We start from the raw sequence: 20,605 nt of genomic DNA, 5'->3' as shown, positions 1-20,605 counted from the left end.
TCAACCCATCGGATTCGGCAGATAGCCGGTGAACCCGCAGATCTTCCAGCGCCCCTCGTGAAGCCGGCAGTAATAGAGCGTCTGCCACTGCATGACATCGCGGCTGCCGTCGGTCTTGGCGATGCCGCCATCGAATTTCTTGCGCACCAGGGCCGTGTCGCCTTCGATCTCGATATCTTCCAGCGTGGTCGTCGAAAAGATCGCGGTGCGCGCGTCCTCCGCCAGGCTTTCCTTGCCAAATTCCTTGGCCTGCCGCAGCCATTCGTCGCGATAGGCGGCAAGCGTCGGAAAGGCAAGACGCCATTTGTCCGGGCTCACCTGCTTGCGACCATCGATTCCGATGAAACCATCTTCCACGAAGTCGTTTTCAACCATGGACCAATCGGCAGCCAAAAACGCGTCGATATCGCGCGGAACGAGCATCTCCCAGATGGAATGCCGGGCTGTGTCGGACGAAGGGAAGGGATTCTTGAAAGGATCGCGCATGTTCGCCCTTATTTAAATTCTTTTCATAAATTGCGTTTTTCGCTGGCCAAATTCTGCTTTCTATGGTCACTTGTCAACTTATCAAGAAAATAATTTGCAAGGATCCGGAATGTCCATCAAGCGCTATGGCACTGTTCAAACCGGCGCCGGCGGCAAGTCTCTGCCGTTTGCGCGCGCCGTCGAAGCCGATGGCTGGCTTTATGTTTCCGGTCAGGTTGCAATGGAAAGCGGCGAGATCGTCGAGGGCAACATCATCGCCCAGACGCATAAGACAATTGCCAATGTGCTGGCGATCCTCAAAGAGTCCGGTTACGGCGTCGAGGATGTCGTGCGCGTCGGCGTCTGGCTCGACGACCCACGCGATTTCTGGACGTTCAACAAGATCTATCAGGAATATTTCGGCGAGCACCCCCCGGCACGCGCCTGCGTGCAATCTTCAATGATGGTGGATTGCAAGGTGGAGATCGACTGCGTCGCCTATAAGAAAAAAGACCAGTAAGGACGCCATCACCGGGAGGATCGGTTGGATATCTTTTCCACATTGCAGGAAGACAAGGGCCGCCTCTCTCCCTCGGAGAACCGGATTGCCGAAATCATCGTCAACGATTTCGAATTTGCCGTGAACGCCTCCATCATCGAGCTTGCGGAGAAGGCCGAGGTCTCGCCGCCGACCGTCACGCGTTTCTGCCGCCGTCTCGGCTGCGAAAGCTTCTCTGACTTCAAGGTCCAACTCGCCCGCACGGCGCATATCGGCGTCCGTTATCTGAAGCCCGAGTCCAAAAGCAGCGATCCCGCCGACGTTGCGCAGGACATCATCACCAAGGCCCAGAACGCGCTGTTCCTCCTGCACCGTTCGCTTGACATCGCCGCAATCGAACGCGCCGCCGACCGGATCGCCAAGGCGGATATGATCTATGCCTTCGGTTCGGGTGGCAACTCCTCGATGATCGCCGACGAATTCCAGAACCGCCTCTTTCGCCTAGGACTGCGCATCACGGCAAGTTCGGACCACAGCATGCAGCTGATGATGGCGGCGGCAGCGCGCGCGGGCGACGTGCTGATCGGCTCGTCCTTTTCGGGGCGCAATGCCGAGCTCGTTCGCGCTTTCGGGCTGGCGCGCGAAGCCAAAGTCACGACGATTGCACTGACGCAGACCGGAAGCCCGGTGGCAGCGGCGGCCGAGATCTTGGTGCCGATCGACCTGCCGGAAGGAAACAATATATTCCGCCCCACCTCGACCCGCATCGCCTATATCGCAACCGTCGACATCATCGCGAGCCTTGTCGCCTATGCCATCCAGCCGAAGGCGGCGGTAACGCTAAGACGTATCAAGCAACAATTGGTCGCGCACCGCGACGGCGACGACCGTCAGCTCCTCGGAGACTGAGGACGTGCAAAAGGAAGGATGAAGCATGACGCAATCGGTTGCTATCGTGACGGGAGCTGCTGGAGACATCGGCGCTGCAATCGCCGCGAGGCTCGCCGATGACCATGACATCGTCCTGCTTGCCGACATCGACCTGGAGGCGGCCGTAGCCGTTGCCGCCGCGCTTGGTCCGCAAAGCCGCTTCGTTGCCGCCGGATGCGACGTCACCAGCGAGGAGAACGTTTCTCGTCTTGCAAGGCGCTGCGCCGAACTCGGACAGTTGCAGACGCTCGTCAACAATGCCGGCGCGGCACGTGCTGTCAGCCTTCATGATACCACGCCTGCCATCTGGCGCATGGACAATGCCCTCAACCTCGAAGCTGCATTCTTATGCTTTCGCGCCGTCGAGGACATGCTGAAGGCCTCGAAAGGCTCGGTCATCAACATCGCCTCCGTCAACGGCATGAACGTTTTCGGGCATCCGGCCTATAGCGCGGCGAAGGCGGGGCTTCTCCACTTCACGCGGTTGGTGGCCGTCGAATACGGCAAGTTCGGCATCCGCTCCAATGCGGTCGCCCCCGGCACGGTCAGAACCCGGGCCTGGGAAGCGCGCGCGGCTGCCAATCCCAACGTCTTCGAGGAGGCACGGCGATGGTATCCGCTCCAGCGGATCGTCGACCCGAAGGATGTGGCCAATGCCGTTGCCTTTTTAGCCGGACCGCAGGCGGCAGCCATCAGCGGGGTTTGTTTGCCTGTGGATTGCGGCCTGACCGCGGGCCAGGCGGAGCTCGCCCGCACCTTCTCGCAATCCGACCATTACTGAAATCCATAATCAAAAGAGAGGAACAGGACATGAAACCGGTTTACTATCGCTTGGAAAACAGCTGGACCCCAAAGGGCGGGCCAAACGGCCAGTTCACCTTCACGCTCTTAAACCTCTCCGAAAGCCCGCTTTCCGGCTTCAAGCTCGTCTATACGTCCTTGACGCGGGTGAGCGACCCTGAAGCCTGCGAGAACGCCCAGTTCCTGCGCCGGAACGCGAACTTCCACGAATTCTCGCCGCCCCCGGGGTTCTTTCTTGCGCCCGGCCAGAGCTGGATCTTCACGGTTGCCGGCCTTCATCGCAAGGCGCAGCATTGCACGGATGGGGCAAAATCCGCCTATCTGACACTGGCCGACGGCACGCATGCCGAGGTGGCCGTCTCCGATCTGCTTCTTGAAGGCAGCCTGAGCGAGCCGCCGCCGGCGCTGCTGCCGGAGGGCCGCCTTGATCTTCCCTTCGCGCTCCAGCCCTGGCCGGCAGAGATCGATGCCAAGCCGGGCGACAGCTTTCCGGTCGTGCTTTATCCGCAGGGCGCAAGCTCCGACGAGCTTCTTTCGATCTCGACGGTGATTTCCCTTTCGCGCCGGCTCTTTGAGAGCGACCATTCCGTCTTCAGCCTGGCGCCAACGCCGCAGGGCCGGGCACTAGCCTTCGACCGCCAGGCCTCGCTCGATGCGGAGAGTTACCGGCTAACCTTTGCCTCTGACAAGGTCACGCTTTCCTATTGCGATGCGGCAGGGCGCCAGTATGGCCTGACCTCGCTTGCGCAATTGCTCAACGGGGCGCGCACGACAAAGGGCAGGTTCCGCTTTCCGGTCTCCGGCAGCATCTCCGACAAGCCGCGTTACGGCTGGCGCGGCTGCCATCTCGACGTGTCGCGTCAGTTTTATCCGGTTGCCGACGTCAAGCGGCTGATCGATATCCTTGCCTGGTTCAAGCTCAATATCTTTCATTGGCATCTGACCGACGACGAGGCATGGCGGTTGGAGATCAGGGCCTATCCGCAGCTGACCACCACCGGCGTCCTGCGCGGTCCGAACGAGCCGCTGCTGCCGCAGCTCGGCAATGGCGCTGAGCCCGTCGGCGGCTTCTATTCGCAGGACGATATCCGCGACATCGTCGCCCATGCCCAGGTATTGAATGTAGAAGTCGTGCCGGAGATCGATATTCCGGGTCACAATGCCGCAACGCTGGCCGCTCTGCCGGAACTCACCGATGGCCAGGAGGCACCGGACAGCTATCATTCCGTTCAGGGCTATCCGAACAACGCCTTGAACCCGGCCGTGCCCCTCACCTACGAATTCCTGGAAAAGGTCTTCGACGAGATGGTCGAGCTCTTCCCCTCCTCCTACATTCATGTGGGCGGTGATGAAGTGGCGAACGGTTCATGGCTTGCCTCTCCGCTGGCAAAGAAGCTGATGGCCGAGGAAGGCATTTCCGGCACGTTCGGCCTGCAGTCCTATTTCCTGAAACGGATCAAGGACATGCTGACGGCGCGCGGACGCAAGCTTGCCGGCTGGAACGAGGTGGCGCATGGCGGCGGGGTCGCGGCGAAAGACACGCTGCTGATGGCCTGGGAAAATCCGCAGGTCGGCATCGATCTCGCAAGGGAGGGCTACGACGTCGTCATGACGCCGGGACAGGCCTATTATCTGGACATGGTGCAGGCAGAAGCCTTCCAGGAGCCGGGGGCGAGCTGGGCAGGCACAGTGCCGCCGGCACATACCTATGCCTATGAAGCGGAAGGAGAGTTCCCCGAGGATCTCAAGGACAAGATGAAGGGCGTACAGGCCTGCATCTGGTCCGAACACTTCCTGTCGCGCGGCTACTTCAACCGCCTGGTCTTTCCGCGCCTTCCGGCGATCGCCGAAGCGGCATGGACCCCGAAGGCCAAGAAGGACTGGAACCGCTTTGCGGCCATCGTCCCCCTGAGCCCGGCACTCTAGGCGCGAAACTCCAGGACGGTAGCGATGCGGATTGCGGTCGGCGGAATTCACACGGAATGCAGCACATACTCGCCGGTGCTGATGGCGATCGAGGATTTTCGCGTCATGCGCGGGGCAGATCTCCTCGGTTCCGACTATTTCAACTTTCTGAACGCGGAAGGGGTCGACCACCTCCCGCTTCTCCATGCGCGTGCCATTCCCGGCGGACCGGTGTCGCGTGCCGCCTACGAGGAGTTCAAGACGGAGTTCCTCGACCGGCTGCAGGCGTCCACGCCGCTTGATGGTCTCTATCTCGCCATGCACGGCGCAATGAACGTCGAGGGCATGGATGACGCCGAAGGCGACTGGATATCGGCGGCCCGGGCTGTCGTCGGTCCGGACTGCATCGTCGCTGCGAGCTACGATCTGCATGGCAATGTCAGCCAGAAGATTGTCGACCAGCTCGATATTTTCGCGGCCTACCGCACGGCGCCGCATATCGATGTGCGCGAGACCATGGTGCGAGCCTGGTCGATGCTCGTCGACGCGCTTACGAGCGGGAACCGGCCGGGCGTGGCCTGGGCGCAGGTGCCTGTCCTGTGGCCAGGCGAGCGGACTTCGACTGAGGATGAGCCGGCAAAGAGCCTCTACCTACGGCTTGCGGACTTCGACCGCCGCGACGGCGTTCTCGATGCCAATCTGATGATCGGTTATGTCTGGGCCGACGAGCCGCGGGCGACGGCCTGCGCCGTGGTGACGGCCTCGGACAAAGCTGCTGCCGCAAAAGCCGCGGAGGAGATCGCACTTTCCTATTGGAATGCCCGAAAGGATTTTCGTTTCGGACCGGTCACCGGTCCGCTCGACGACATGCTCGATATCGCAGCAGATACGAAGACTTTGCCGGTCGTGCTTGCGGATTCGGCGGACAATCCGACCGGCGGCGGTGTGGGCGACCGGGCCGATGTCCTAAGCGCGGTTCTTTCCCGCAAGCTCGAAAACACGCTCTTTGCCGGCATCACCGACCGGCCGGCCGTCGAGGCCTGCTTTGCCGCCGGCAGGGGAGCGGTCGTGCCTCTATCAATCGGCGGTAGTCTCGATCCGGCGAGCTTTCCCGTTCGCATCGAGGCCGAGGTGATCCTACTCGACGATCCAGGCTCCGAGGCCGAACGCCAGGCGGTGATCCGGACCAGCGGCGTGACGGTGGTTCTTGCCGCCCGCAGGCGCCCCTATCACAACATCGCGGATTTCGCGCGCCTTGGGCTCGATCCCAGATCGGTTCGGCTGCTTGTCGTAAAATCGGGCTATCTTTCGCCCGAGCTTGCGCCGATTGCCAATCCGAATCTCATGGCACTGACAGAGGGCGTCGTGAACCAGGACATCGAAAGTCTGGCGAGCCATCGCCGAACCCGGCCGATCTTCCCGTTCGACCGCAAATTCGTATACCAACCGCAGGCGCGTCTTTCGGCGCGCTGGCAGGACTGATTATGCCCGGGACGAAGGCCACCATCCGGTAGGGATCTGCACCTTGCGGAACGAGGATATGAGGTTCCTGGCGGGTCGGGCAATCGCCGAGCGTGCGTCAAATGAGATCGCAAACGCGTGCGTTTCGCTGACAACCATCCAGAGCGGCGCACACTGAATCATGCGAGCATAACTGGACAATGCAGCGCAAGGCGAACTGTTCGGAGGAGCTCATGTGCGATGATTATCCTCTGATCGTGGGGACCGCGTCCATCGCCGAGAATTTCGCGGAATTCAGATCAAGGCTCGCTTTGTCGATGTTTGCCGGGCGCGGGCGATCCTCCCGTTCGACCGCAATCTCGATTGCCAGCCGCAGGCGCACTTTTCGGCGCGCCGGCGGGATTGACATTTTGCATCATCAAATCGCGTGGCGGGCGGCGCATTGCCAGAACGCGCGCCGTGTGACCACCACATCGTTCCTTTCGTTGATATCCGCATGAACCGCCTTCTTCCCGATGTCTTTCGCAATCCGGCAATCCGCGTCAGCATGATTGCCATCTTTTTGTTCGGGTTTGCGGGGGCGACAACATCGCCCTATCAATCCGTCGTCGGCATTCGCGAGCTGGGATTGAGCAACGGTCTTTATTCAGCCCTGATCTTTGTGGCCGCGGCCGTCAATGTCCTCGTGAGCATCCTCCTCGGCAACCTTGCCGACCGTCTCGGCGAATATCGTTCGATGATGCTGGTGGCTGCCAGTTTCGGCATTTTCGGCTATGGCGCGATATATATCGTTCCGACCCAAACGAGCTTCATCGCCTGCTCGCTTCTGTTGCTACCGATCTATGGTTCGCTCAACTCCCTGCTTTTTGCCAATGTCCGGGCCGCCACCGCGAAAATGCCCAAAAACGAGGTCAACACCGTCAACTCAGGCGTCCGGGCAATGATCTCGCTGTCGTGGGTGCTGGTACCTGGCATGACAGGTGTGCTGCTTTCCGCGTCGACGAGCATGCTGCCCACCTATCTTTTCGCCTGTCTCTCTTGCATGTTCTGTTTTGCCCTGATCAGCGCATTCCTGCCGCGCCAGAAGGGCACGGACAAAGCAGCAACGCATCATCTCTCTCATCTTGCAGCTCTCGCCGAAGTGGTTTCGCCGAGAATCTTCACGCCCTTGATTGCCGTTGCGCTCATTACGAGCACGCTCCATGTCAACGGGGCGATCCTGCCCTTGATCGTCACCGGAGCGGTTCACGGGACGGTGGCCGATGTCGGCATTCTCGTCGGCATCGTTGCTTTCTTCGAGATCATCTTCATCATCGTCTGGGCGCGACTTCTCAGGCAGATGGGTCAGGTCGCAGCACTGGTGACCGGCACCATCATTTATGCCGCCTACCTGTTGCTGCTCGGCCTTGCTTCAGAGCCCTGGCACGCTTACGCCCTGACAGTCATCAGCGGCATTGGCGCTGCAGCGTTGATCAGCATCCCCATCACCTACCTCCAGGACCTCATTGCAGAGCGGCCAGGTCTCGGCAGCGCCCTGATATCCGTCAACATTTTTCTCAGCGCAGGCGTGAGCGCACTCGTCTTCGCCATCGGCAGTTGCATCACAACCTATTCGGGGACCTCAATTATTGGCGCGCTGTTCGGGCTCGGCGGCATTGGGCTCCTGATATACTGCAGCACCAGACGTCGAGCTGTTTGATGGAGGACTACCGGCCGGATGAAGACGGCAGGCGGCTAAGCCCAAGGATGAGGCGACGGCCGATCTCCCACCAATCTTTCAAAGCCCACAGGTGCGTAGGGATAGCGCTTCATCGAAACGCTCCGCAGGTCAGGAAATCCCAACTCATATACATACCGCAATGATCCGGCCTCCGGATGGCTGGCGATCAGATCATAAGCAGCTTGAAGAGCGTCGATAAAGCCGAGAGCAACCGTTCCAGCTTCGTGTGCAACCGCGACCACGGGCCATGTCGGGCTCCTCCAGCCGGGTATAGGATATCGGGGTTTTGGTGCTGGCTCCTACTGAATTGCGGAACTGTCCGCCTTTTCAAGAGCAATGTAAGCCGCTGCCGTCCATGAGAATCCGAGCCCACCGCATCCTTCGCCGGATTTCGGATCGAAATATTCGGCAAAGCCTTCGGTCTCGATCGCGCTCATCGTCGATTGGCGCAGTTCCTCTGCAAATCCTGCGTGGCCGTTGCGGTGTAATCCGTTGATCAGGAGCCAGTTGATGATCGCCCAGGCCGGACCGCGCCAATAGCGCTTGGCCTCAAAACTCGCGGAAGTAGGCTCGGTCGTCGGGAAGACGACTTTCATGCCCTTGCACCATCTTCGCATTTCGCCGGCTGCAGCGTCGGCTGTCGCCTCATCAAGGTCGAGCGCAAGAAGAGGAATGAAGCCGGCCTGCGTGGCTGCGGCGACATCCTCGCCGGCCAGCAGATCCCGCGAGACGAAACGCGAAAGATGAGAACGCCATTGCGCCTTCAGGGCCTGCCGCGTGCGCTCATTCAGCGCTGCAATCTCATCGGCTTCGCCTCCGCGCCCGAAGACACCTGCAAGATAATGCAGATCTTCGCCGGCCTTCAGCAGGATCGCGCTGGTCTGGATATCCGCGATCTTGAACTCGGCCTTTTGCCATTGCTCGACGGGGTCCCAGCCGCATGCCGCATAGGTATCCAGGAGATGGATGAAGCGGCCATAGTCCTCGTCACGCGGGCGCATTTCCGGGTTCACATGCCCTATGTCTTTTCGCACGACCGGCGTTTCGGTCGTCGTCGGAACACGCGCAAGGGCGATGTCCCAGGCAGGCGAGTTGTCGCTGCCGCTTTCCCAAGGATGCAGCAAGGCGACGAGACCGGTGCCTTCCGGATCACGCGCGCGGTACCACCACCGGTGCCACTTCAAGGCGGCTTCGTAGAGCGTAAGGGTTCGCTCGTTTGCGACAGAGCCGGTGGCGACCGCCGTTTCGTAAATCTTGCGAAGAGCCATCGCGAAGACCGGCGGCTGCGTGATACCGGAGGTCGGAATGACATGGTTCGTGCGCCAGACGTCGGGGCCGGGGAAATAGCTGTCGCTCGGCTGATGGAACACGATATGGGGGATCATGCCATCGGCCCATTGTCCCTCGGCCAGGCGTTCGAGTTCACGATAGGCGCGATCGATGTCGTAGGCGGCAAACCCCATGGCGACGAAGGCCGAATCCCAGTTCCACTGAAAGGGATAAAGCCTGTCGGTCGGTACCGTGTAGCCGCCGCGGTCATTCGCCGCCAAGATCGCCTTGGCTTCATCGATGTATTTCGTCATGCCATTTACTCCAGATATTCGTCAGGCAGCGGCCGCCAGGTAGGCCTTGCCGCTATCGGGTGCGAGCCAAGAAATGCGCGCGGGATCAGGTTTCAGGCCGATGACGTCGCCGCTTGCGACCTTTTCGGCGGCCGGCAGGATGACGCGAACGGGCTGGTTTTCGATCGATCCCGTCAAAAGAAGATGCGAACCCATCGGCTCGGCGACGCGAACGCGCATTTGAAATCCCTCTGACGGCGGCGCAAGCACCACGGCTTCGCCGCGCAGCCCGAGGATGATCTCGGGCCCGGATTCCGGCGGCACCGAAAAGCGCTCGCTGCCCGCGATCACGTGCCCGTCGGTCACGGGCATGCGGATGAAATTCATCGGCGGATTGCCGATGAAGCCGCCGACGAACCGCGTGGCGGGATGATTGTAGATGTCGACGGGATGGCCAACCTGCTCGATCTGGCCGTCGTGCATGACGGCGATCCTGTCCGAAAGGCCCATCGCCTCGGTCTGGTCGTGCGTCACATAGATCGTCGTCGTGCCGGAAGATTGCAGGACCGTCTTCAGTTCCGTGCGCATTTCCAGGCGCAGCAGCGCATCGAGATTGGAAAGCGGCTCATCCATCAACAGGACCTTCGGCTCGACGGCGAGCGCCCGAGCAACGGCTACGCGCTGGCGCTGGCCGCCCGACAGCTTGTTCGGATAGCGGTCGAGATAGGGCTCGATATGCAGAAGAGCTGCCGCTTTTTCCACCTGCTGCCTGACGCGCGCCTCATCGGCCTTTTGCATCCTGAGGCCGAAGGCGACATTTTCAAAGACGGTCATATGCGGGAAGACGGCGTAGTTCTGGAAGACCATGGCAAGGCCGCGGTCCTTCGGCTGAAGCCCGACGACCGAGCGGTCTCCGATCCGAATGTCGCCGGCACTTTCGGATTCAAGACCGGCGATGATGCGCAGCAGCGTCGTCTTTCCGCAGCCAGAGGGGCCGAGAAGTGAAACGAATTCCCCGTCGTTGACTGTCAGCGAGACCTCCTTCAGCGCCTGGAAGGTCCCGAAGTTCTTCCGGATGCGGTCGATGACGATGTTGGCCATGAAACTGTTCCCGTTACTTGGATGACCCGTTACTTGGATGACCCGTTACTTGGATGAAATGCCCCAGATCGCGAAAAGGTAACGCCTGACCGCGAAGATGAAGACCACGGATGGCAGGATGAGCATGAGGCCGCCCGCAAAGCGGTAATGCATCGGGCTTTCCGCCAGCACGGTCAGTAGATAGGCCGTCAGCGTCCGATTTCTGACGGTGAGCACGGACGCGGCGAAAACCTCGTTCCAGGAGATGACGAAGGCAAAGACGGCGGTCGCGGCGATACCTGGAAGGGCGAGCGGAGCGACGATCTTGAAGAATGCCTGGATACGCGAGCACCCGAAGACCCATGCCGCTTCCTCGAGTTCTCTCGGAACGCCAAGAAAGATGCCTTGCGTCACCAGCACGGCGAAAGGCAGAGCAAGGACGGTATGGACGAGCCCGACGCCCGTTACCGTATCGTAGAGGCCGAGACGGATGAAGGAAACGGTGAGCGGCAGAGCAAGGATTGCCAAAGGAAAGGCGCGGGTCAAAAGGACCATGAGCCGGAAGGAATCCTTGCCGTGAAAATTATAGCGTGCCAGCGCATAGCCGGCGGGCGCTCCGAGAAGCAGGGACAGGGCAACCGTGATGGCTGCGGCTCCGAGTGAGTTCAGGAAGGAGCCGAGAACGCCTTCCGTTCTCAGGAAAAGCAGGAAGGGCTCGAAGGAAAGGCCCGTCGGCAGACCGGTCTTCGGCCAGAGGTAGACGGCGCTGCGTCCGCCGAAGGCGCCGAGCGCGATCAGATAGATCGGCACCAGGACCCAGGCGCAAAGGACGGCGATCCCGCTCCAGAGCAGAATGCGGCGGGACGAGACGAAGTTTGCGGCGCGGGTCGTGCTCATGGAAGACGCTCCGGATCGACCTTGATGGCCTTCAGATAGAACATTGTGGCCGCAAGCGAGATGAGCATGATGAGAACCGCGTAGGCTGCGGCAACGCCATAGTTCTGGTTCTGGTTCTGCCAAGTGTAGGCCTCGCCGACGAGCACCGGGAAATTGCGGCCGCCGAGGGCATATACGACGGCAAAAACCTCGAAGGCCAAAACGGTGCGCAGGATGAGCGCCGACTGCAGCGCCGGCCGGATGAGCGGCAAGGTGATGCGGAAGAAGCGCGTCCACGGACCTGCGCCGAAGATTTCTGCCGCTTCCCGGTATTCCTTCGGCACCTGGTTGAGGCCGGCAACGATGACGACCATGACGATCGCCGTTCCCCGCCATATCTCGGCGGCAGCTATGCCGAGAAAAAGTGCGAACGGCGTCTGGTAGGAAAGCCAGCTCGCCTGCCGTTCGATGATGCCGAGGCCGTAAAGGAAGGAATTGAGATAACCGCTGTTCTGCAGGATCGACAACCAGACGAGACCGGCTGCGAGATCCGAAATGCCGAGCGGAATGGTCCAGATCCACAGGATCGTTTCCCGGCCGGCTGCCACTTTCGCGACCATCGTTCCCATGGCGAGCGCAATGACGATCTGCACCGGCACAACGGCAAGCGTCAGAAGAAACGTGTTTTGTACCGAGCGCGTAAAATTGAGATCACCCACCATACGCTGGACATTGGCAAGCGAGGGCGTGCCATTGTCGGAGACGGCAAGCCAGATCGTCTGCACAAGCGGCACGACGAAGAGCAACGCCAGGAACGCCACCGAGGGCAAGATCAGCAGATAGGGGATCCAGGTGCGGTTGTTGGGCATTGGCTTTCGCTTCGTGGCATTTCGAAAAGCGGCCCGGACGCTAGGCGCCCGGGCCGAAAGGCTTATTCGACAGGGCAGGCTCCGTCGCTCTTGGCGTCCGGCGCCCAGCACGGGGCCTTGGTATCGGCCATCAGCTTTGCAAGCGTTGCGCCTTGCGCCTTCAGGACGTCGCCGACGGCTTCGTTCTGCAGGATGATCCGCTGGAAGCTGTCCATATAGACCTTGTTGAACTCGCCGCCCTTGTCGCCGAGGCCGACGGGAAGCAGCGAAATCAGCGCGTCCGGCGCGGTCTGGGTTGCGTTGACGGCAGCCGCGAGCAAGCCTACTCCAGGATCGATATCGGAAGGCAGCTTGGCGTCAAGCGTCGGAAAGAACCCCACCTTCTGCGCTGTCAGCAATTGCGTGTCGAGCATCGTCAGGTGTTCGATGACGGCGATCGCGCCTGCCTTGTCAGGTGCCCCCTTCGGAACGGCGAGGCCGGCGACAACGGGCATGTAACCGCGGCCTTTCGGCCCGGCGGGAGCCGGGAAGACGACATATTGATCAGGCTCGGAGGAGATCGCCTCCTTGAGGCGGGCGACGTGATCCCAGGCGACCATGACTTCGCCGGCAAGCAGCGGCTCCTGCATGAAGTCGTAGTTGGTGGAGTTCGGATTGACGACCGCCCAGAGCTCCTTCAGCTTCTCCCATCCGGCTGCAGCATCAGCACTTTGGAACGGCCGCACGACGCCGCCTGTGAAGGAGGGATAGAAGTAGCCCTGGAAGAAGCGGGACATCAGCCCCTTCGGCCCGGCCGGAAAGCCGATCTGCGGCTGGCCGGTCGCTTCCTGCATCTTCTTTCCCCATTCGATCAGCTGATCGTAGGTGAGCTTGTTCACATCCGCGCCCTGGGGAAGATATTGCAGGGCGTCCTTCCTGGCGGCCATGACATAGGTCGCCTGCATCCAGGGGATATATTGCTGGCTGGACTTGCCGAGCTTGCCGAGATCAAGCAGAGGCTGCGGCATGCCTTTCGAAGCGAGCGTCTTGGCGACGTCGTCGAGCGGCTCAAGGCCGTCCTTGTCGGCAAGCGGCGACAGTTCGCCGTGCAAAGCGCCGACAAGGCTGATCGTGTGCGTTCCGGCCTGGCGCTCGGCCTCCATGCGGACCGCAAATTGCGGCGGCTCTTCGACCACGTAGTCGACCGGGTTCTGGACGCCCTTGAGCAGTTCTTCGCGAACCACGGTCGCTTCTGCGATCGGACGAAGTTGCGTGGACAGGAACACCGTGTCGGCAAGCACCGGCGTTGCGGCCAAAAGGACGGTCGATGCCAGAATTCCGAGTGACGCTAGATGTTTCATTTTCTCCTCCTCTTTGGTTCTTCTCTATGCATTTGGCGGCGCACGCCGATGGCTCTCGCGGTCGACGAATTCGATCGGGTGCAGTTCCTGAAGTTCTTCCGAAGGCTCGCCGGCAATGGCGCGAAGCAGCAGCGAGGCAAAGCTGCGACCCAGGTTCTCGCCCGCCATGCGCATGGTCGAAAGCGGTGGGCTGGTATAGGCACCGGTTGGAAGATCGTCATGGCCGACGATGCTGATCGTCTCGCCGCCCTCAATTTCACGGAGCGCCCGCAAGGCACCGATCGCCATTTCGTCCGTCGCGCAGACGATCGCAGTTGGCCGACGTGGATGGCGCAGCAATTCCAGCGCCGCCAGGTATCCACCCTGCTCGGTCGGTGCGCCTTCGGCGCAAAGTTCGCTCGAAAGGCCGCTTTCTTCCATGGCTGCCTGCCAGCCCATGCAGCGGACATGGGCAAAATAATAGTTCTGGGGGCCGGCAATATGAGCGATCCGGCGATGACCGTCGGCATGAAAGCGAAGGCTTGCCGCTTGAAACCCGGCAAAGCCGTCGCCGTCGAGATAGGGATGCGGCAACACCGACTCGGTCCGGCCGTTGGTGACGAACGGAATGCCCCGCGCCTGCAGGAATTCCACGCGCTCGTCCCTGCGTTTCGTGCGAACGAGCAGCATGGCGTCGACCCTTTGCCCGTCGACGAAACGGCGGCACATGTCGAGTTCGCTCTCGCCGCGCGGCACAGGGGCAATCACGAGATTGAGGCCGGCGGTCGCAAGATGTTCGGCGCAGCCGGAGAGCATATCGAGAAAGTGCGGCGGGCCGATATGGCCCGGATCGCTCGGGAGTGTCACGGCGACAAGTTCGGCACGCTGTTTGCGAAGGCGTCGTGCAGAAGCATTGGGGCGATAACCGGTGAGCGCTGCCGCTTCCCGTACGCGTTCGCGGGTTGCCGGCGAGACGTCCGGATAGCCGTCGAGGGCGCGCGATACCGTGGTGATCGACAGGCCGAGCGACTGGGCCAATTGTTTCAGATTGGACACTGCGTACCCTCCCAGATACAGCGCCAGTATGAACAAAAACGTTTTGGAGATCAAGCCAAAACGTTTTGGAAATGGACAGCTATAAGGACCGCTGGGAGGGCTCGTCGACCGTCAAGCGATGCGGCGCAGTAACGGGTGTCGACATCGCTGCATTCGCAACAGACATGAAGACCAGCTGGCTGCCGGAAGGCGTCGATGAAGAGGTTGATGTCGAAGCAAACGCTCTCTTTCTCAGTCCGCAAGTGGCTTGCTACCCTTTTGCAAATTGCTAGCTCGCACCTTTAGGAAGTGGCGGGGGAAGCGACGTATCCGGTCGGTCACTCAGAAATTTGCAACAAACGCTCCGGGTCGGCGTTAGGTGTATTAAAGGCAACCCCCAGGCGACCCATGGTCTACAAGCGGTACGGTTTAGAGGAGAATTCTGACGGCACGTGGCATGTCATCGACTACCACGAAGGTAGTACCGCAGAGATGCACGGAACGGTTCTCAATCGGTTGCCCCACGATGTCGCGACTGACCTCATGATCATCCTTAATGCCGAAGAAAAGAGAAGGGCCGAGACCGAGCCTCAGCACCCAAAGATTCACCTAATGGCAACTGGGCGTTATAGCCGTCGCAAGAACCTGAACAACTACTGGGCGGTGGTCGATGCAGTGACCGGACAGGCGGTCGTTATCGATGGGGTGGTCATGGATATGCTCACTGAAGAGGATGCCGAGGAGTTGGTCGAGCGTCTGAACCTTAAGGATGAGGAAGGGAAACCGTTTAGTCGTCCCTGACATTGCAGCTGAATAGCCAATCATGAGACGCTCAGATGGGGACTCCTAATCCCGCTAGCTCAATGACACAAACGTGTAGGTCTTGTCGCCGTTGTTGCGCACGTGACCGAGGCCAGGAAACGGGAGGTGTGCGCCTCCGATCAGGTATCGATCCTTCGCAGCATCATCGAAGACACGCCAATGCTCTTGTTCGGCCTCGGCACTGTCGACGTCATATCCGATTGTGACGGCAGGATCGACAAATTGCACTGCGGCGACATGGACGATATCGCCCCAAAGGAGCAGCTTTTCGCCTTTGCTCTCCACTTCATACATCGTATGACCAGGAGTATGCCCGTAGGCCGGCTGGGCTCGAATTCCTGGGATCAGATCGGCACCCCCCTCGAACGTCTTGATCTTGCCCGCTGTCATGTAAGGAGACAATGACGCGATGGCCGCCTCAAAGAAGCGCTTCGCCGCAGCGGGAGCAGCACGCATGTTTTCCTCGCTCAGCCAGTAATCCACGTCGCGCGTGTCGGCGCGAACGACAGCGTTTGGAAAGGCCCGTTGGTTTCCAGACATTAAACCGCCGATGTGATCTGTATGCATATGCGTGAGATAGACCTCGTCCACCTGCTCCGGCCGATAGCCCGCGGCTACAAGATTGCCAAGCAATTTGCCTGTGTGCGGCCCCAGTAGTGTCCCTGCACCCGCATCGACCAGTACCAGCTTGTCGCCCGTGTTCACCAGAAAGGAATTGTGGGAGGTTTCAACCTGCTCTCCAAGAAAGTTGCTTTTCAGGGCATCGGCGATCCGCGCGGTGTCTCCTTGCAACAACTTCGTAGCCGCAAGCAGATTCTTGCCGTCGGAAAGTACTGTGACCTCACAGTCACCAACCATCAAACGAAAGAAGCCCGGGCTGTCACTCTTGATCATTGGAGCATCAGCAAGGAGTGGGCCGGGCACAGCGCATCCAACGCAAATGCACGACGCTATAAGAAGGGAGCGGCGAGTAAGACTGTTCGGTTTGTTCGTCGTCATCTTTTCGTCCTTAGACCGGGGATTGCGAAGAGGCAGGGGAGCATCATTACGCGGGTGCACGACCAAATCCCGAGCCGCGATCATGTTTGCGCAGTCGTAGCGCTCTAGCGAGCGTGAAGGCTCGCACGGCCCATCATCTCCGTCCAATTCACAGTTCAAAGGACCGTTATCATCCCTATCAATAATGCGCTGGATCATTGGCAGCGGAGCGCGGAGCGAAAGGCTTGGCGATCGCCTCGCATGTCTTCTTGGCGTCGCTGAGAGCATGAACGTAGTCCTGGCGTTAGACGTGATGACGACGCCGGCATCGACGAGGGCTCTGTTAGCGGATTGAGTGCAGGCCCTGCCCCTGCTCGACCATGACGTCAAGTCCAGAGCCTCTTTTCAGGCGAGTTTGTGCGACTGGCTTGCCAGCGAGGCAAAAGGCGATCAGAACCGCCATCAATCCGGCTCTTCGATCACGGCCATGAAATCGCATTGAACCAGCGAAGGGCCCTCCACCAGCAGCGGCTGTGAGTGTCGGGCCGGTCGAGTTTCGGGGTCCGGAAACATGCGCACCCATTCCGCATTCAGCGGTTCCCGGTTGTCGCGGTCGCGCAGATAGACGGTCATCTTGATGATGTCTTTGGTGCTGCCTCCGGCAGCCTCGACGATCGTCTTCATATTTGCAAATACGTGGGCGCATTGAGCCGTCAGGTCCTTCGGCATGGTGTGAGTGGCAGGATCCACGCCGTGGATCGCACCGGAGACGATCAGGTTGCCGATGCGACAGGCATTGGGAACGGGATACTTGTGAGCGAGGGATTCGACGGTGACGCTCGTTCTGCGGTTCATGGTTTTGCTTGCTCGTGAGCTATGCTGCACCGCCATGTCGGACGTATTCACTACTGTCGATTGTGTCATCTGCTTTTCCTTTTCTTCTCACTGCTTTGAACACCTGCGTTAGCGAAGAGCGCGCCGTTTTGTCGGGGCTTCCTTTCCAAAAGCCTGCGCGTCGCACGTTGACAGGATCGGGCCTGGCCACGTTGTTCATCTATGCAGGACCGCTGCCTCATTCGATCTCGGGCGCCCGATCGAGGCCGCCTGCGCCTGAATGCGGGAGCGGTTATGGCCTGCCAGGTGCGGGTTGCTCCGTCGGAGTGGCCGCCGCTTCAATCGACCGATCATCCCCGTCGACAGTCTGGCCAAAGCCCGGCTTGAGGCTGATGCCTTTCGTCTCTGGAAGCAGCAGCGTTGCGACGATCCCGATGCTGTAGCCGAGCAGCGCGATCAACCCGATAGCCTCGGCCAAGGTGATCCACTGCGCAAGGACGCCGATGCAGGACACCGCGACGGCACCGGCCGCCTTGCCGAAGTTGTAGGCGAAGCTCTGGCCGCTGCCACGGATGGCAGTGGGGAACAACTCCGTGAAGAAGGGGCCAAGCGCTGCGTAGTTGCCGATCGTGAAGAAGCCGAACGGTATCCCCATCAATATCAGCCCCCAACCTGATAGCGGCAGGAACATATAGGCTATGGTCACCAGCCATGAGCAGACCAGAAACAATTGGAACGTCCGCCGCCGGCCGAGCATGTCGGACAAATAAGCGCTTGCCAGAAAGCCGAAGAACGAACCTCCGGTGACCAGGAAGACATAATATCCCGAGGCACTGGGCGACAGATGCCGGACCGTCTTCATGAACGTCGGCAGCCAGTTTACGATCGCCCCGCCGACACCGATCACGCCGAATGCCAGCAGCGACGCCAGGATGGTGACCGGCAGCATGTTCGGCTGGAAGATCGCCCCAAGCCCCGGGCCGCGGCCAGCAGCATTTATCGCAGCACGAGTCTGCTGGTAGAGCTCCGGCTCCTCGAGCCGGCGACGCAAGTAGAGCACCAAGAACCCAGGCAGCACCCCGATCATCAGCAGCGTCCGCCAGGCGTAGTCCGCGGGGACATGGGCCAGGATCACGCCGGCCAGGATCGCCGCCACGCTCCAGCCGATGCCGAAGCCGCTCTGGACGCAACCGACCGCCTTGCCGCGGTGTTCGGGCCGGATGATTTCACCCATCAGCACCGCGCCTGCGGCCCATTCGCCGCCAAAGCCCAGCCCTTGCAGCACGCGCACGATGATGAGCTGCTCGAAATTCTGGGAGAAGCCCGCCAGGAAGGTAAACAGTGAGAACCATACAATGGTGAACTGCATGACGCGGACGCGGCCGAAGCGGTCCGCCAGGTAGCCACATGCCCAGCCACCCACGGCAGCGGAGAAGAGTGTCGCTGTGGCAAGGTAGCCTGCCTGTGCCGTTGTCATCGCCCAGGCTGCGATGAGCACGGGCAGCACGAAGCTGAAGAGCTGTGCGTCCATTGCGTCGATCGCCCATCCAGCAAAGCATCCCCAGAACGTATTTCGCTCCCGCTTTGTTAACTCACGATACCACTTAAACATTTGGCTCCTCCCAATGTTCGAATTTTCGCCTCCGGCTCGGCCGGTCACACGACGAGCGGCGTCAACCCTCCGTCCATGGTGAGCGAGGCAGCAGTCACGTAGGACGCTCTGGCGCTCGCCAGATAGAGCGCCGCATCCGCCACCTCCTCTGCAGTGGCGTAGCGTCCAAGAGGTATGCGCTGCTGGTTTTGTCGCAGCAGTTCCTCCGGCGGCTTTCCAGTGGCACGCGATTCCGCCTCCAGTGACATTTGCAGCCGGTCGGTCATAGTCGCTCCAGGATTGATGACGTTGACGCGAATGCCCGCGTGTCCCCAAGCCGCAGCGAGACCCGCGGAAGCCAGCATCAGTGCCGCGTTCGCAGCGCCGCCAGGGAGGTGGATCGGCGAGGCGATCTTGCCGCCGGTGCCGATAATGTTGACGATCGCACCCCCTTGCCGCGACACCATCCTCGGCAGGACGTAGTCCATGACGTTCATGTAGGTGAAGAACTTCGCATTCATTGCCACCCGCCACTTGTCCGGCGTCAGTTCACTGGGAGGCACACGAATGGCGCCTCCAGCGGAATTGACCAGCACCGCAATCGGCCCGACCTGCTCTTCGGCCGCTATGACCGCCCGTTCCGCTGCCGACCCGTCGGACAGGTCCGCCGCAAACGGCGTAACGTCGAGACCCTCCTTTGCAAGGGCCGCCTGGGCCGCGGCCAGATTGACCGGATTGCGCGATACGATGACCACGCGGGCGCCTTCCCTGCCGAATGCCCGGGCGCAGGCAAGGCCGATGCCCTTGCTGCCGCCGGTGACCAAAACAACTTTCCCGTCGAGCTCGAGGTTCATTGTGCATGCTCCTGTTTCAGCACATCCGGATTATGGATGTTGATCGCGGAACCATTGGCGAAAGCCACGATCTGATCGAATGCGTTGCCGTAGGCGAATTCAAAATTGTCGCGCTCGACATAGCCGAGATGCGGTGTGCACAACGCGTTCGGCAGATGCAGCAGCGGGTGGGTCGGATCCGTCAGCGGTTCTTGCTCGAACACGTCCACCGCCGCCTTTCCAGGCCGACCGTTGCGCAGCGCTGCGACGAGCGCCCCGGATTTAATCAGCTCCGCGCGGCTGGTATTCACGAGCAGTGCCGTAGGTTTCATCAGAGCAAGCTCCTTGGGACCGATCAGTCCGGTGGTCTCGGCATTCAGGCGCAGATGCAGGCTGAGCACATCCGACTGCTCGAAGAGGGCCTGCGTGCTTTCGGCAACGGGAAACCCTTCTGCCCGCGCCCGGTCCAATGAGCCCTGCCGTCCCCAGATCAGCAACTCCATACCGAACGCTGCGCCGATCCGCGCAACCATCGAGCCGAGCCGGCCGAAGCCATAGATCCCGAGTGTCCGACCGCGCAGCCCGAGCCCGACCGTGCTCTGCCAGGAGCCCTTGCGCAGCGCGGCGCTTTCGAGAGGGATGTTGCGCATTGCCGCGAGGATTAGACCCCAAGTGAACTCCACGGTCGGGTACGAAGGGCGTGGCGTCAAGGCTGAGGAGACGAGGACGCCGCGACGCGTGCATGCGGCGAGATCGATGTGCGGCACGTGACCATTCTGGCTGATCAGCTTGAGGTTAGGAAGTCGGCTGACCAGCGCCTCGTCCACCTTGGTCCGCTCGCGCAGCAGCACCAGCACGTCGGCGGTGGCGAGCCGCTCCGCGAGCGTGTCCACGTCGGCCATGGCGTCGTTCCAGATCGTGACCTCATGACCCTGCAGCTTGCTGAAACAGTCAAGCGTACGAACGACGTCCTGGTAGTCGTCGAGGACGGCGATACGCAGTCTTCTCGTGAAATCAGTCATTGC

21 protein-coding genes and 1 pseudogene are annotated in these 20,605 nt (G+C 60.7%); 9 read left to right on the top strand and 13 right to left on the bottom strand.

Annotation, left to right across the window (positions count from 1 at the left end; genetic code table 11):
- On the bottom strand, nt 1-486 hold the full coding sequence (locus ISN39_RS24370) for a hypothetical protein (protein WP_194730791.1): 486 nt from the start codon (nt 484-486) through the stop codon (nt 1-3).
- A 109-nt stretch (nt 487-595) separates the two neighbouring features.
- On the opposite strand from ISN39_RS24370, the gene ISN39_RS24365 reads away from it, so the two are divergent.
- The 7 genes from ISN39_RS24365 to ISN39_RS24335 all read left to right on the top strand — a co-directional run bounded on the left by ISN39_RS24365 (nt 596) and on the right by ISN39_RS24335 (nt 7,760).
- The gene (locus tag ISN39_RS24365) at nt 596-985 is read left to right on the top strand and encodes a RidA family protein (protein ID WP_074072347.1); all 390 of its coding nucleotides are present in this window, start codon (nt 596-598) and stop codon (nt 983-985) included.
- A 24-nt stretch (nt 986-1,009) separates the two neighbouring features.
- Nucleotides 1,010-1,873, top strand: a complete 864-nt coding sequence (locus ISN39_RS24360; protein WP_194730790.1) for a MurR/RpiR family transcriptional regulator — start codon at nt 1,010-1,012, stop codon at nt 1,871-1,873.
- A gap of 25 nt (nt 1,874-1,898) precedes the next feature.
- Entirely contained in the window at nt 1,899-2,675 is a 777-nt protein-coding gene (locus tag ISN39_RS24355) for an SDR family oxidoreductase (RefSeq protein ID WP_194730789.1), read from the top strand.
- 29 nt (nt 2,676-2,704) lie between these two features.
- On the top strand, nt 2,705-4,621 hold the full coding sequence (locus tag ISN39_RS24350; protein WP_194730788.1) for a beta-N-acetylhexosaminidase: 1,917 nt from the start codon (nt 2,705-2,707) through the stop codon (nt 4,619-4,621).
- A 24-nt stretch (nt 4,622-4,645) separates the two neighbouring features.
- On the top strand, nt 4,646-6,082 hold the full coding sequence (locus ISN39_RS24345) for a M81 family metallopeptidase (RefSeq protein ID WP_194730787.1): 1,437 nt from the start codon (nt 4,646-4,648) through the stop codon (nt 6,080-6,082).
- 179 nt (nt 6,083-6,261) lie between these two features.
- Nucleotides 6,262-6,561 (top strand): hypothetical protein, encoded by a 300-nt coding sequence (locus ISN39_RS24340; protein ID WP_194730786.1) that lies wholly within the window; start codon nt 6,262-6,264, stop codon nt 6,559-6,561.
- On the top strand, nt 6,558-7,760 hold the full coding sequence (locus ISN39_RS24335; protein ID WP_194730785.1) for an MFS transporter: 1,203 nt from the start codon (nt 6,558-6,560) through the stop codon (nt 7,758-7,760). Before ISN39_RS24340 ends, ISN39_RS24335 begins: the two co-directional genes overlap by 4 nt.
- A gap of 95 nt (nt 7,761-7,855) precedes the next feature.
- Here ISN39_RS24335 and ISN39_RS36710 read toward each other — a convergent pair.
- The 7 genes and pseudogenes from ISN39_RS36710 to ISN39_RS24305 all read right to left on the bottom strand — a co-directional run.
- Nucleotides 7,856-8,053, bottom strand: a pseudogene (locus ISN39_RS36710) (hypothetical protein); the annotation flags it as partial.
- Between the two features lie 27 nt (nt 8,054-8,080).
- On the bottom strand, nt 8,081-9,364 hold the full coding sequence (locus ISN39_RS24330) for a neutral trehalase (protein WP_194730784.1): 1,284 nt from the start codon (nt 9,362-9,364) through the stop codon (nt 8,081-8,083).
- A gap of 21 nt (nt 9,365-9,385) precedes the next feature.
- Nucleotides 9,386-10,444 carry an ABC transporter ATP-binding protein gene (locus ISN39_RS24325; protein ID WP_194730783.1) on the bottom strand — a complete coding sequence of 353 codons (1,059 nt, stop codon included), beginning with the start codon at nt 10,442-10,444 and terminating at the stop codon, nt 9,386-9,388.
- Nucleotides 10,445-10,489: 45 nt separating this feature from the next.
- Nucleotides 10,490-11,320 carry a carbohydrate ABC transporter permease gene (locus ISN39_RS24320; RefSeq protein WP_022718149.1) on the bottom strand — a complete coding sequence of 277 codons (831 nt, stop codon included), beginning with the start codon at nt 11,318-11,320 and terminating at the stop codon, nt 10,490-10,492.
- The gene (locus tag ISN39_RS24315) at nt 11,317-12,168 is read right to left on the bottom strand and encodes a sugar ABC transporter permease (RefSeq protein ID WP_074072358.1); all 852 of its coding nucleotides are present in this window, start codon (nt 12,166-12,168) and stop codon (nt 11,317-11,319) included. Before ISN39_RS24315 ends, ISN39_RS24320 begins: the two co-directional genes overlap by 4 nt.
- Nucleotides 12,169-12,230: 62 nt before the next feature.
- Nucleotides 12,231-13,508 carry an ABC transporter substrate-binding protein gene (locus ISN39_RS24310; protein WP_194730782.1) on the bottom strand — a complete coding sequence of 426 codons (1,278 nt, stop codon included), beginning with the start codon at nt 13,506-13,508 and terminating at the stop codon, nt 12,231-12,233.
- A gap of 24 nt (nt 13,509-13,532) precedes the next feature.
- A complete protein-coding gene (locus ISN39_RS24305; protein WP_194730781.1) occupies nt 13,533-14,543 on the bottom strand; it encodes a substrate-binding domain-containing protein in 1,011 nt (336 codons plus the stop codon).
- Nucleotides 14,544-14,614: 71 nt separating this feature from the next.
- On the opposite strand from ISN39_RS24305, the gene ISN39_RS24300 reads away from it, so the two are divergent.
- Nucleotides 14,615-14,815, top strand: a complete 201-nt coding sequence (locus tag ISN39_RS24300) for a hypothetical protein (RefSeq protein WP_194730780.1) — start codon at nt 14,615-14,617, stop codon at nt 14,813-14,815.
- A 115-nt stretch (nt 14,816-14,930) separates the two neighbouring features.
- On the top strand, nt 14,931-15,323 hold the full coding sequence (locus tag ISN39_RS37990) for a hypothetical protein (protein WP_348651987.1): 393 nt from the start codon (nt 14,931-14,933) through the stop codon (nt 15,321-15,323).
- 54 nt (nt 15,324-15,377) lie between these two features.
- Here ISN39_RS37990 and ISN39_RS24290 read toward each other — a convergent pair whose 3' ends face one another.
- The 5 genes from ISN39_RS24290 to ISN39_RS24270 all read right to left on the bottom strand — a co-directional run bounded on the left by ISN39_RS24290 (nt 15,378) and on the right by ISN39_RS24270 (nt 20,602).
- Nucleotides 15,378-16,238 carry an MBL fold metallo-hydrolase gene (locus tag ISN39_RS24290; protein WP_246763416.1) on the bottom strand — a complete coding sequence of 287 codons (861 nt, stop codon included), beginning with the start codon at nt 16,236-16,238 and terminating at the stop codon, nt 15,378-15,380.
- 546 nt (nt 16,239-16,784) lie between these two features.
- Nucleotides 16,785-17,177, bottom strand: coding sequence for a RidA family protein (locus ISN39_RS24285; RefSeq protein WP_194731905.1), 393 nt, complete (start codon nt 17,175-17,177; stop codon nt 16,785-16,787).
- A gap of 271 nt (nt 17,178-17,448) precedes the next feature.
- Complete coding sequence (locus ISN39_RS24280; protein ID WP_348651986.1) at nt 17,449-18,687, bottom strand: MFS transporter; 1,239 nt, start codon at nt 18,685-18,687, stop codon at nt 17,449-17,451.
- Nucleotides 18,688-18,812: 125 nt separating this feature from the next.
- Entirely contained in the window at nt 18,813-19,601 is a 789-nt protein-coding gene (locus tag ISN39_RS24275) for an SDR family oxidoreductase (RefSeq protein ID WP_194730777.1), read from the bottom strand.
- Nucleotides 19,598-20,602 (bottom strand): D-2-hydroxyacid dehydrogenase family protein, encoded by a 1,005-nt coding sequence (locus tag ISN39_RS24270; RefSeq protein ID WP_246763415.1) that lies wholly within the window; start codon nt 20,600-20,602, stop codon nt 19,598-19,600. Before ISN39_RS24270 ends, ISN39_RS24275 begins: the two co-directional genes overlap by 4 nt.
- Nucleotides 20,603-20,605: the final 3 nt, after the last annotated feature.

This window comes from Rhizobium sp. 007 (genome assembly GCF_015353075.1).
Lineage (GTDB): Bacteria > Pseudomonadota > Alphaproteobacteria > Rhizobiales > Rhizobiaceae > Rhizobium.
This window is presented reverse-complemented; position numbering and strand designations above follow the sequence as displayed.